Annotated in this window: 13 protein-coding genes; 11 read left to right on the top strand and 2 right to left on the bottom strand. The window is 38.0% G+C overall.

All coding sequences use genetic code 11. The features are described from left to right. The first annotated feature begins 5 nt into the window (after positions 1-5). The 9 genes from LMB56_RS04335 (at position 6) to LMB56_RS04295 (ending at position 8508) form a co-directional block, all read left to right on the top strand. Positions 6-812, top strand: a complete 807-nt coding sequence (locus LMB56_RS04335) for an MBL fold metallo-hydrolase (RefSeq protein WP_016496352.1) — start codon at positions 6-8, stop codon at positions 810-812. Positions 813-913: 101 nt separating this feature from the next. Next, a complete protein-coding gene (locus LMB56_RS04330) occupies positions 914-2191 on the top strand; it encodes a S1C family serine protease (protein ID WP_153703091.1) in 1278 nt (425 codons plus the stop codon). A gap of 107 nt (positions 2192-2298) precedes the next feature. After that, positions 2299-2796, top strand: a complete 498-nt coding sequence (locus tag LMB56_RS04325; protein ID WP_011953352.1) for a phosphatidylglycerophosphatase A family protein — start codon at positions 2299-2301, stop codon at positions 2794-2796. A gap of 308 nt (positions 2797-3104) precedes the next feature. Beyond that, positions 3105-4091, top strand: a complete 987-nt coding sequence (gene trpX, locus LMB56_RS04320) for a tryptophan ABC transporter substrate-binding protein (RefSeq protein ID WP_229283496.1) — start codon at positions 3105-3107, stop codon at positions 4089-4091. Positions 4092-4559: 468 nt separating this feature from the next. After that, the gene (rlmH, locus tag LMB56_RS04315; RefSeq protein ID WP_011953354.1) at positions 4560-5039 is read left to right on the top strand and encodes a 23S rRNA (pseudouridine(1915)-N(3))-methyltransferase RlmH; all 480 of its coding nucleotides are present in this window, start codon (positions 4560-4562) and stop codon (positions 5037-5039) included. 142 nt (positions 5040-5181) lie between these two features. Further along, positions 5182-5400 (top strand): hypothetical protein, encoded by a 219-nt coding sequence (locus LMB56_RS04310; protein WP_035170446.1) that lies wholly within the window; start codon positions 5182-5184, stop codon positions 5398-5400. A gap of 67 nt (positions 5401-5467) precedes the next feature. After that, positions 5468-6010 carry an NADPH-dependent FMN reductase gene (locus tag LMB56_RS04305; protein WP_065533495.1) on the top strand — a complete coding sequence of 181 codons (543 nt, stop codon included), beginning with the start codon at positions 5468-5470 and terminating at the stop codon, positions 6008-6010. 218 nt (positions 6011-6228) lie between these two features. Next, positions 6229-7401 carry an iron-containing alcohol dehydrogenase gene (locus tag LMB56_RS04300; RefSeq protein ID WP_229283497.1) on the top strand — a complete coding sequence of 391 codons (1173 nt, stop codon included), beginning with the start codon at positions 6229-6231 and terminating at the stop codon, positions 7399-7401. Between the two features lie 243 nt (positions 7402-7644). After that, entirely contained in the window at positions 7645-8508 is an 864-nt protein-coding gene (locus LMB56_RS04295; protein ID WP_003665279.1) for a GRP family sugar transporter, read from the top strand. 114 nt (positions 8509-8622) lie between these two features. Here the strand turns inward: LMB56_RS04295 and LMB56_RS04290 are convergent, their stop codons facing one another. Then, entirely contained in the window at positions 8623-9399 is a 777-nt protein-coding gene (locus tag LMB56_RS04290; protein ID WP_035156678.1) for a VOC family protein, read from the bottom strand. A gap of 1 nt (position 9400) precedes the next feature. Next, the gene (locus LMB56_RS04285) at positions 9401-10213 is read right to left on the bottom strand and encodes a pyrroline-5-carboxylate reductase family protein (RefSeq protein WP_229283498.1); all 813 of its coding nucleotides are present in this window, start codon (positions 10211-10213) and stop codon (positions 9401-9403) included. Positions 10214-10513: 300 nt separating this feature from the next. Between LMB56_RS04285 and LMB56_RS04280 the strand changes: the two genes are divergently transcribed. Then, positions 10514-11887 (top strand): NAD-dependent succinate-semialdehyde dehydrogenase, encoded by a 1374-nt coding sequence (locus tag LMB56_RS04280; RefSeq protein ID WP_229283499.1) that lies wholly within the window; start codon positions 10514-10516, stop codon positions 11885-11887. Positions 11888-12088: 201 nt separating this feature from the next. Continuing rightward, positions 12089-13171 carry an efflux RND transporter periplasmic adaptor subunit gene (locus tag LMB56_RS04275; protein ID WP_229283500.1) on the top strand — a complete coding sequence of 361 codons (1083 nt, stop codon included), beginning with the start codon at positions 12089-12091 and terminating at the stop codon, positions 13169-13171.

Below are 13171 nucleotides of genomic sequence, written 5' to 3'. Positions count from 1 at the left end.
TTTAAGTGACAGAAACGGATCCATTACGTTATAGTGTACTTGCGAGCGGGAGTACTGGGAATGTAACTTATTTGGAAACGCGCAACCACCGGATCTTAATTGATGCTGGTTTAAGTGGGAAGCGGATTGAAAATTTAATGAAGAAGATTGATCGATCATTAAAAGACGTCGATGCAATTTTTGTAACGCATGAACACAGTGATCATACGCATGGTGTTGGTGTATTGGCACGCCGTTATGGAATGGATGTATATGCCAATGAGGGTACCTGGCAGGCAATGGCTGATAAAGTTGGTAAAATCCCATTAGCACAAAAGCATATTATTGCACCAAATACTGTTAAGGACTTGGGAGACATGGATATTGAAAGTTTTGCGGTATCCCATGATGCTGCGCAACCGCAATTTTACCAAGTTCATCACAATAATAAGACCTTCTGTATTATTACGGATACTGGTTATGTTTCTGATCGAGTTGAGGGAACCATCCGAAATGCAGATGCCTACGTAATGGAATGCAATCATGATACAGAAATGTTGCGGATGGGTCCTTATTCATGGCCATTAAAACAGCGGATATTAGGGGATGAGGGTCACCTTTCCAATGAAGAAGGTGCCGATGCATTGATGAGCGTTGTTGGCCGGCGAACCAAAGAGATTTTCCTTGGTCACCGTAGTCAACATAACAACATGCGTTCGCTAGCCCACTTAACAGTTGCAAGTTTGATGGAGCAGCATGACTTTGGTGTCGATCATGATTTTAAATTGCAAGATGCTGAACCAGAAGAACCAAGCAAGCTAATGACGTTATAATAAAAGAGATCACGGTTTTTATCGACTTTATTCAATGATTTTTCATATTTAAATTGTAACTTGAAGATAGTGATTCTTTAACTTAGTGGAGGGTTTAATTGATGAATAGGATAAAACAAGCTTTTAAAGATCGGTTGTGGCTAGGCGTAATTATTGTCGGCTTATTTGCTGGTCTTATTGGTGGCGGAATCGCCTTAGGAATTAATAACCTGGTACAACATCATGAAGAAGTAACAAGTACACGAGTCCCAGCTGGCTCTAATAAGTCTGGTGGTACGAAGGTTAATAAGAATAAGGCGGACTTAAACGGGGAAGCGTCCCAAGCTTATAAGTCCGTCCAAGGGGCCGTTGTTAGTGTTATTAATAAACAAAAAGTTCAGCAATCAAGTGGGACGCTAGGAATTTTTGGTTATGGCAACAGTAGTAACGGCAGCAGCAGTGATTCTTCTAGCGATAATAAATTAGAAACCGCTAGTGAAGGATCAGGAGTTATTTACAAGAAGAGTGGCAATTCGGCTTATGTTGTAACTAATAACCACGTTGTCAAAGGTTCAAACGCGCTCCAAGTAATTCTAAGCAATGGTAAAAAAGTTAATGCTGATTTAGTTGGTGCTGATTCTGCAACCGACTTAGCTGTATTGAAGATTAACGCTACAAATGTTAAGACAGTTGCATCCTTTGGTAACTCTAATTCGATTGTTCCAGGTCAGGATGTGCTAGCAATTGGTTCACCAATGGGAAGTGAATATGCTAATACAGTAACGAAAGGAATTATTTCTGCAAAAGATCGGACATTAAAAGCCGGTACTGATGGAACTTTGACATCGGTTATCCAAACGGACGCCGCTATTAACTCTGGTAATTCAGGTGGTCCATTAATTAATATGGCAGGTCAAGTTATCGGAATTAATTCGATGAAACTTGCTTCTGATACACAAGGCTCTTCAGTTGAAGGAATTGGTTTTGCCATTCCAAGTAATGAAGTTGTGACAATTATTAACCAGTTGATTAAGAATGGTAAAATAACTCGTCCATCACTCGGAATTAGTATGGTGGATCTTAGTAATGTTACTTCTGATCAACAGCAATCAGTCTTAAAACTACCAACAAGTGTAAGTAAAGGGGTAGTGATTATGGATGTGAATAGTGGTTCAGTTGCTGATACTGCGGGATTGAAAAAGTATGATGTCATTACAAAGCTTGGTGATACTCAAGTTACAGATGCGGGTTCATTAAAGGCGGCCTTATATAAATACAAGGTTGGACAAAACGCTAAAGTTACTTACTACCGTGATGGTCAACAGCATACCGCAACTTTGCATCTAACAAAGAGTGCTGATACAACATCAACTGATGACTCACAACAAGATAATAATTAATGAATGAATTAAGATTGGGGATAGATATTCCTGATCTTTTTTCATTAAAAGCCTCTTAATTAAAAGGGGTATAATATTAGTTATCAATATAAAGGATGGTGGGTAAAATGAATAATCCACGGTTTAAATACCCAGATACAAAGGCATATGAATTTGTAGTACATCGTTTAGAAGAACGCGGAGTAAACTTAGAAGAGCTTGCGAAGATTGTGTATGAGACACAAAAGGGCTTTGAACCAGATTTGACGTTGGAAATATGTCAAAAATTTTTAATTGATACGATGCATAAGCGTGAATTATTAAATAGTGCAATGGTAGCACTTGAACTTGATCGGTTAACCGAAGAAGGAAAAGTAGATGAACCTTTAGCAGGTATTATAAGAAATGATGCTGGGGTGTTTGGGGTAGATGAAACCCTAGCTTTACAAATTGCTAACATTTATGGAACAATTGGGACGACAAACTTTGGTTACTTTGACCGGGTTAAGAGTGGGATTATTGCCAAATTTGACCATGATAAGGTTCATGTAAATACATTTATTGACGATATTCTCGCGGCGATTGTGGCGGCTGTTTGCGGAAAGATTGCCCACCAGTACGCTTGATTAAAAAAATCTCATTGACTTTTAAAAGATTTATCATTAAAATGAACGTAATTCGTTTAGAGGAGTAAAGCAAATGAGTTATCAAACTTTACAATTAAATCATAGTTGGCAAAGCCGGTAACTCAGGGATAGCTGTAGTACAGATATGACCTGGGTTTATTCACAGATTATATCTGTACCGGCTGCTTTATCATGTACAAATAAGGGCCTGTACGGATTCCACGTACGGGCTTTTTCTATTTCACTGGATAAATAGTGGGAGTTCCGAAACGTGGAGCTCCTTTTTATTTTGAAAGGTGGAGATAGGGATGAAACGAATTATGGGCTATATTGTTATTGGAATTGTTGTGATTGGCGGTTATTTTGGACTTTTAAGGCTTCATCAACAGACCACAAAGCCAGTGGTAGGAATTTTAACGATGATGCATCATCCAGCATTAGATCAGATTCAAAAGGGGGTCGTTGCCGGATTAGCAGAAGAAGGATACCGAAACGGCAAGAATATTAAAATTGAATACCAGAATGCCAATGGTGATCAGGGAAACTTAAATACTATGGCGAATAAATTAGTGAATGATCATGCGAAAGTAATCGTTGGTATTACTACCCCAGCTTGCCAAGCACTTGCTAATGCGACAAAGGATATTCCAATTGTGATGGGGGGAATTGGTGATCCGGTTGGTGCCGGCTTAGTAAAGAATGAAAAACACCCAGAAGGAAACGTTACAGGGGTTCATGATGTAAATCCAAGTGAACAGCAGATTGCCTTAGTAAAGAAATTTATACCAAACATAAAGACCCTGGGAGTAATCTACACATCGAGCGATACCTCTTCTGAAAGTCAGTACCGAACAATGGTAAAAGCAGCGCATAAATTACATGTAAACTTAAAAACTTATACAATTGCGAATGCTAATGAACTTAATCAGACTTCACAAACAATGTTGAGTAAAGTAGACGCGGTCATTGTTCCTAGTGACAATACAATTGCCGGATCGATGGGAGTATTGATGAAAAATGCGGATGCGGTCAATAAGCCTGTTTTCCCTAGTGCTGATACAATGGTAAAAGATGGTGGAGTAGCTTCGATTAGTCTTAGCCAATACGGGCAAGGAAAAGCAGCCGGAAAAATGGCAGCACGTATTTTAAAAGGTGAAAAACCAGGACAGATGGCAGTTAATAATTACCATCATGGAGAACCGGTTCTTAATTTAAAGCAGGCACGTAAGTTAGGAATAAAAGTTCCAGCAGATTTTCAACGAGAAGCAGAACAACATGGAACAGTTTTTAAGTAAGATAGTGGGAAAATTCCGAATAATAAGAAAAATTGAAGAAGCTAATATTCGCTAGGTAACATTCCGTTGTATATTTGCCACAGATTGTGTTGTAAATCGTTAGAAATACGTTAAAATAATAATGTGAAATTGCTTGTGGATAAGTCGGTGGATAACTAACAGTAAATTTAAAGTAATTTTATAAATGTTGGTATATCAATAAAGTTTATTGTTCAAAACTTATCCACAAGTTAAATGTGCATTTGTGGATAAGTGGAATTCTTTGTATAATCCTTGAAACAACACTTACGGGCCCAAGGGATGACAAAATCATTACTGAACGATTGTTCCTGTAGATAACTGTGGATAAGTAATTTTTAAGAAAACGCTTTTTCAACAAAAAAGTAACCGAACATTCGGGAAAAGTAAAAAAATCAACACTGTCCTGTGGATAACTTTGTGGATAAACTGTGGAAGGTAGTGGATATCTTGAATATAAAAATTATTGGTGTGGGTAAGTTAAAAGAAAAGTATTTTAAAGCGGGAATTGCTGAATATGCTAAACGACTTGGACGTTATTGTAAATTTGAAATTGTTGAGGTTCCTGATGAAAAAGCACCTGAATCTTTAAGTCAAGCAGAAATGGATGAGGTAATGGCAAAGGAGGGGGAACGGATTCTTGATAAAATCAAAGATCGCGAATATGTATATGCTTTAGCGATTAAAGGTAAAGAACGTTCTTCTGAAGAGTTTGCAAAAGAAATCAATAAATTAACAACTTATGGTCACAGTGATATTACTTTTGTGATCGGGGGTTCGTTAGGCTTAAGTCCAGCAGTATTAAAACGGGCAGATGCTCAAATCTCGTTTGGACGTTTTACCTTGCCTCATCAATTAATGCGTTTAGTTTTAAGCGAACAAATTTATCGAGCTTTTACCATCATCAATGGCCTCCCATATCATAAATAAAGAATTTCTTGAGTTTTGGTTAGATTATTATTTATCGTCGTTAGCGATGTTATAGTGTAGATATGAAGTGTAATGGCATAAGAATTAAAGGATTTGATTTAAAATAGGCATACGAGGTTATCAAGTAATTCTTTTAGGAGTAATGGCAGGAATATGCATTTTAGTGATGCAAGGAAAAGCAAGTGCAAGGATAGTGAATGAAGCACGGCTGACATTGCCTAATGAAAAAAGAATTGAGCATGATGAATTTGAACGTTACCAGTTTCGGGCAAAACAATTACGAACTTGGTGGCAGTTCAAGCGACCGAAATATAAAATTGATTGGTCATTTTATCATAAGAAACGAGGATACTGGGATTAGCTCAGGTCCTCGTTTTTCTTTTAACTTTTCAAAAAAGCTATTAAAATGAAGATATTAAAAGGAGGCAATGATAATGAAAAAAGTTGGGATTATTGTCGGCAGCGTTCGTCCAAATCGGCGGAGCATGCAAGTAGCAAACTGGTTAAAAGTTCAATTAAAGAAAAGTACAAAGGTGCAATTTGACATCATCGACCTAAAAGAAGTTAATTTACCAATGATGGATGAACCTAAAATTCCTTATTTGGGTTTATATGTTCACGAAAAAACGCGTAAATGGAGTGAGCTAGTGCAAAGCTACGATGGTTTTGTGTTTGTTTTTCCGCAATACAATTGGGGCTATCCGGCAGTTTTAAAGAATGCCATTGACTACTTAGGGAAAGAATGGCAAGGGAAGCCAGTTAGTTTAGTAACATTCGGTGGACATGGCGGCTCTCAAGCACAAATTGCAATGAAATTAGTCGTAACCGGCTTAAAGATGGCGGCGCTTCCTGTTGATTTACAAATTAACTTGTTGCCAGATGATTCAACTGCGACCGCTGATCGGAAGTTGAATACTTATAATACGCAAGCAGCGTTATTAATGACTGCTTTTGAAAATGAGTTAAGCTAGTTTGTGATTAAAGTAGCAAATTATTGTAGGACATTAATATAAAATTGGTTCAATTTGTGAATATTATGACAAACATCGTGATATTGTAGCAGATTAGGCAAGATTATTATTACAAATTGGGCGATAATAAACAAAAAATCAAAATGTTTCTATTGCAAAAATAAAACGCTTGCATGATAATGGAATCGTATTCAAATGCCATGAGGAGGGTATTTTTAATGAATAGACAATTTGATTTCTTAATGCCAAGTGTGAACTTCTTTGGTCCTGGTGTTATTGCCAAGATTGGGGATCGTGCAAAGATGCTCAATATGCACAAACCATTGATTGTTACTACTGAAGGTTTATCCAAGATTGACAATGGTCCTGTAAAGCAAACCATTGCTTCATTGGAAAAGGCTGGCGTTGACTATGTCGTATTTACTGGCGCTGAACCTAACCCTAAGATCCGGAACGTTCAAGCTGGTAAAAAGATGTACCAAGATGAAAACTGTGACTCAATTATCACTGTTGGTGGGGGGTCTGCTCACGACTGTGGTAAGGGTATCGGTATTGTTTTGACTAACGGTGACGATATTTCCAAGCTTGCCGGAATTGAAACATTGAAGAATCCACTTCCACCATTGATGGCTGTTAACACTACTGCCGGAACTGGTTCTGAATTGACTCGTCACGCTGTTATTACTAACGAAAAGACTCATTTGAAGTTTGTTGTTGTTTCATGGCGTAACATTCCATTGGTATCATTCAACGATCCAATGTTGATGCTTGATATTCCAAAAGACATTACTGCTGCTACTGGTTGTGATGCGTTTGTTCAAGCTATTGAACCATACGTTTCTGTTGACCATAACCCAATTACTGATAGTCAATGTAAAGAAGCTATTCAATTAATTCAAACTGCTTTACCAGAAGTAGTTGCTAATGGTCACAATATTGAAGCACGGACTAAGATGGTTGAAGCTGAAATGCTTGCCGGAATGGCCTTCAATAATGCCAACTTAGGTTATGTTCACGCAATGGCTCACCAACTCGGTGGTCAATATGATGCTCCTCATGGTGTTTGCTGTGCCTTGCTCTTGACCACTGTTGAAGAATATAACTTAATCGCATGTCCAGAACGGTTTGCTGAATTGGCTAAGGTAATGGGCTTTGACACTACTGGTCTTACCCTTTACGAAGCAGCCCAAAAGTCGATTGACGGTATGCGTGAAATGTGCCGGCTTGTTGGTATTCCATCATCAATCAAGGAAATTGGTGCTAAGCCAGAAGACTTTGAAATGATGGCTAAGAATGCCCTCAAGGATGGTAATGCCTTCTCTAACCCACGTAAGGGTACAGTTGAAGATGTTGTAAAGCTTTATCAAAAGGCTTACGATGGCATCTACTAATAATTAAATAAACACAAAGAGGCTGGAAATCAGCTCAGTCTCTTTACTGTTTTACGTATTAAACTGCCAGCCAACCTTACGGAGGTGGGACTATGAACTAGCCAAGCTAATTCTGTCCCCCTCTTTTTTTGTCTACTTTTAATTCTTAATATTTTGAATTTTTTTCACAAAGTTGCTTGCGAGCGTATTCTTTTGAAACTATAATAAAAATTATTCTAAGAGAGAATAAGAGGAAAAGAGAAAATGATATATTTACTTGCTTTAATTCCAGCAATTGGTTGGGGTGCGATGCCATTAATTACTGGTAAAATTGGTGGTTCACCAGTTAATCAAATGTTTGGAATCGGTGCTGGAGCTTCAATTGTGGGAATTATTGCATATTTGATAACAAAACCAACCGTCAGTGTAACTGCTTTTTGGTTCTCGCTAGCGATCGGTTGTTTATGGACAATTGGACAGGTTGGTCAGTTCATCTCGTTTAAACATATGGGAGTTTCAAATACGATGCCCCTTTCTTCAGCATTTGTGTTAGTTATGACGTCGTTTGTCGGCATCTTTTTCTTTGATGAATGGCAAGGAGCCAGAGCATTAAGTATTGGGTTGACAGCGTGTGTAGTTGTAATTATTGGGGCTGTTTTAACCTCGATTTCGGACGGAACATCGGATAAAAAGGTTTCGACTAAGTGGGTATTATTTTTATTAGTAACAACAATTGGTTACTGTGCTTATTCGATTTTTCCTAAAATGCCACAGGTTGCTCATGAAAGTAGTCAGGGTATTTTCCTACCAGAAGTATTAGGAATTTTACTTGGTTCAGTAATTTATACTATTTGTTCGGGTAACGCTAAAGCATTTAAGCAAAAAGAACAATACTTAAATATTTTAGGAGGACTTTCATGGGGGATTGGTAACTTTGCCTATGTTTTTGTTGGTAAAGCTCTTGGAGTAGTGACTGCTTCAATTTTTGGTCAAATGAATGTTATTATTTCAACATTTGGTGGTATCCTACTTTTGCATGAAACCAAGACCAAGCGAGAAATGATATATACAGTAGTTGGAATTATCCTAATTGTAATTGGTAGTATTTTAACAGTAATTGCTAATTAATTATTGAAGATTTTAGGTAATATCAATAAATGAGAGAGGAAACGCGCAAAATCAGCTTTTTAACCGATTTTACGCGTTTTTTTAGTCTTATATTATTTCCCAGGTTATATTGTGCTATTTCTTATCAAGTAGATCAAACCTAATTTGTCCAAGTTGGAGTTTTTCAGGTTGCTTTGCGCCGTGAAAGATAAGTTTAAATAATCGGTTTTCAACGCCAGCCGTGAAAACAAGTTGCTTATTTCCAATATTGATTGTATAGGTATCACCCTCGCTCACTACTTCTGCTTGTAAGAGGGCTGACCATTGCTTAGCTGCTTCTTCTGGGTCGCTAACATTAAAGATAGCTTGTTTAACAAAGAGGTCGCCAGCTGGGTGGAATTTGATTAATCCCTGTTTCTTTAGGTCTTCGCGACGTTTATCATCATCTTCACTCCATTGAATAAAGAATGGGGCAGGCAAATGATTAACAAGTTCGTCATCAACATAGAAAATCTTCCATTGAATGAGTTTGCCAGCAGGATCAACCCGTTTTCCATCAGTAATATCACCGACATTAAGGCCCAGTCCCTTTAATCGCCGGTGGGTTTCTTCGATGTTATCAGTCCGAATGGCAATTGTTGTGATTCGCTGAATGCCAGCAAAATAATCCTCAACAGCATCATGAATTGCTGAGTTGTTTTCATATGGAAATGCCTTAGCTTTTTCCTTATTGGCAACTGTTAAGAGTTCAATATAGTTAAGTCCAAAATAATCTAGTGCGTTTTTGGTTCCCCAATATTCATGATGACCACCAGGGGTAAAGGCTAAACCTTTAGAGTTGAAATAATCAATTGCATCTTGCAGATTAGTTACATCGACCATTGTATGATCCCAATTTAATGTTTCTGTCATTTTAATCACCCTTATTCTGTTTGCCTAATTCCTTTGTTCGTTTAACAGCAGCAAGGACAGCATTTTCGATTCCGGCTGAAAAAGAGCTTTTGTCTAACTCGTGCTGAGCTGTGATACCCACTCCGCCAGCAGAATTATTAATATCAAGTAATTCGGCAGGGTGTTTACCACTTTGTTCTACAAATGCAGCGGCTGCACGTAAATTTTCAAGAGCAAGTTTGTTTGCTTGCTGGCGAGGCATTCCGGCAAGTACGCCTGCGTTTGTAAAACTAATTAGAAAGTTATAGATATAGTTTGGCCCGGCCACGCCATATCCAGTAAATACATCTAGCAAGGATTCATCAATGTAATCGACTTTTCCAAAACTATTTAGAAATTCTTCAATGACAGTTTGATTAGCTCGATCGTTTTTAACGACGCCACTATAACCCATGGCAACGTCAGTCAAGGTATTGGGGATGATCCGCGTAATTGCAAAAAGATCTTCCTGTGATGAAAGTTGCGCAACTGTTACGCCAGCAATAATTGAAAGCACGTCCTTTTGGTAGTGGTGGGCGACAAGTTCTTTCATGATTTCTTGCCAGTTATCTTGTGGACGCACTCCCAGAATAACAAGATCAGCATTCTCAACGGCCGTCCAATCGGGGCGTTGACTTGCTTGAATATGATAAGTATCAGTCAAATAATTAACTCGATCGATCGAAATATCTGTTACGCCGGTTGTTTCAGGAGTGATTATTCCTTTCTTCAGTGCAGCCCGCAACATTGCTTCCACCATTTGACCACCACCAAATGAGTAAATCTTAAGTGTCATTGAAACATCATCCTTTCTATATGTACCTAACCTAATCGTAGCGTATTTCAAACCAAGACGCTAATTTAAACACTTCTTTCAAAAAAATAAATTCACAAATTGGTATACTTGAAATTAAATTAACAAGAAAACGTTTCCTGTATAATTAAATTATTAGCTAGAGGTAGAATAAAATAGCTTTTATTTGTTAAAAAACAAACTTTTCAATATAAGGTAATTTGATTTTGATGGAGTAATATTAGTTGAATTGGTCTATTAAACAGTTGTAAAATGTAAGCGTTTATTTAAGGAGGAACCATAATGGCATATCAAAGTATCAATCCATTTACGAACCAAGTAGAAAAAACATTTGAAAATACAACTGATGAAGAATTAGAACAAACATTGACTACGGCGCATCAATTATATTTAGATTGGCGGAAGTATAATGACCTTGAAGAACGGAAACGTCAAATTTTAAAGTTAGGTCAAATATTACGTGAACGACGTGTTGAATATGCGACAGTTATGAGTAAGGAAATGGGGAAATTAATTAGCGAAGCGGAAGGCGAAGTTGACCTTTGTGCTTCTTTCTGTGATTATTATGCAGCCCATGCAGATGAATTTATGCAACCAAAAATTATTGCGACGACAAGTGGACGCGCCAAAGTTTTGAAGCAATCATTAGGAATTTTAGTTGCGGTTGAACCTTGGAATTTCCCATTCTATCAAATTGCCCGGGTATTTATTCCTAACTTTATTGCAGGAAACCCCATGATTTTGAAGGATGCATCGAATTGTCCAGCATCAGCCCAAGCGTTTGCCGATGCCGTTAAGGAAGCTGGTGCGCCAGCTGGCAGTTTAACTAATTTGTTCCTTTCATATGACCAAGTAAATAAGGCAATTGCTGATAAGCGGGTAGCAGGTGTTTGTCTTACTGGTTCTGAACGCGGCGGTGCAACCGTTGCTAAAGAGGCTGGGGCTAATTTGAAGAAGAGTACTTTGGAACTTGGTGGTAATGATGCCTTTATTATCTTAGACGATGCAGATTGGGATCTTGTCGAAAAAGTTGCCCCGGCAGCCCGCCTATATAATGCTGGACAAGTATGTACATCATCAAAACGTTTTATTGTACTTGAAAAGGATTATGATCGTTTCTTAAAGATGATGAAAGATGCGTTTTCTAAAGTTAAAATGGGTGATCCCCTTGATCCATTAACAACTCTGGCACCACTATCATCTAAGAAGGCAAAAGAAAAGCTCCAACAGCAAGTCGCAACAGCAGTGGAAAATGGGGCCAGAGTTTACTATGGTAATAAGCCGGTTGACATGGAAGGACAATTCTTTATGCCAACGATCTTAACTGATATCACCCCAGATAACCCAATATTTGATACGGAAATGTTTGGGCCAGTGGCTTCGGTTTATAAGGTTAGTTCCGAAGAGGAAGCAATCGAATTGGCTAATAATTCAAGCTATGGGTTAGGAAACACTATCTTTAGCAATGATTCCGAACATGCAGAACGAGTAGCAGCGAAGATCGAAACTGGAATGAGTTGGATTAATGCGGGCTGGGCTTCATTACCAGAATTACCATTTGGCGGTGTTAAGAATTCAGGTTACGGTCGTGAACTCAGCAGTTACGGGATCGATGAATTTACTAATAAACATCTAATTTACGAAGCACGACAATAAAATGGTTAAAATTAAATATAAGGTAAGGGAACTGTGAAAATTATTTTGCAGCTCCTTTATTTTTATTTCCTGGGAAATTATTTAAATTAAAATTTGATTAATGTAATATTAATAATACAATCTTGCAATTTTATCCCATTACTTATATACTTAATTATACAAGTAACTAACTATAGAATTGCTATTTGGAGGAACGTTCATATGACTGCGAAAAGAAACAGCCATCATAAATCTCGATTACGACAATTATTTGCAACACGTCGACGTCGGTGGATTGGTATCGGTGGCCTAATTGTAATTATAATTCTTGTATTAGTTTCAATTCGACATGCAAGTGAGGAAAAAGCAACAGAAAAAAATGAATATAATATTCTACGGGTTACAGCGCAATCAGATTTTAATCTGACAGGAAAGATTGAACCAGTCCAGACGCAAACATTAACCTTGCCATCTGGTAACCTGCAAAATCTTAATGTGAAAAACGGAGATCACGTTGCGCAAGGAGAAGCGCTTTTGACCATGCATAATGATAGTACACAAGATAGTGTTACTGAACTGCAGGGAGATCTTAGTAAAAGTCAACGAACAATGAATGCCCAACAACAGACGATCAATAATTTACGCCAACAGTTGAATGGGATGGGGCAAGGTGATGAAGGGTACAATGACCTGCGCAATCAGCTTACCGAAGCGCAAAATGCATATGCAGATGCACAAGCAAGTGTTGCTGCCACTCAACAACGGCTTAACACCGCTTCAAGCAAGGTTAATCAAACATTAACAGCACCTTTTGCTGGTTATGTTACGGTTGACCAATCAAAGCAAAATGCTCCTGTAATTACTCTTTACTCAGATACGCTTCAATTTGTCGGTCAAGTCTCGGAATATGATTATAGTAAACTTCATCAAAGTGCCGATCTGAAGGTGAAGGCCTTAGCAACGAACCGGACTGCTAATACTCAGGTAAGTTATCTTTCAACAATTCCAACTAAAAATAGTGGAAATAATACCAAATATGAAGTAACTGCTAATGTTAGTGCTAATAAATTTATGGCTGGGCAAACAGCAAAAGCTTCTATTAAACAAGATGGGGTTCAAATTCCTAAATCGGCAGTTCGTCATGGGAAGGTATTTGTTGTTGATTCAGACAACCGAGTTCGCGAGACAGATGTTAGTGGCCGGGCAGTCAATAGCTCTTATATTGTGACTGATGGAGTTGATGCTGGTGATCGGATTGTGACTAACCCTAACAGTAAGCTGAAAAATAATGCAAAGGTTGATTAA

This window comes from Limosilactobacillus reuteri, assembly GCF_020785355.1.
GTDB classification, from domain to species: domain Bacteria; phylum Bacillota; class Bacilli; order Lactobacillales; family Lactobacillaceae; genus Limosilactobacillus; species Limosilactobacillus reuteri_I.
Note: the sequence above shows the minus strand (reverse complement) of the source record. Positions and strands in the feature narration are given on the sequence as shown.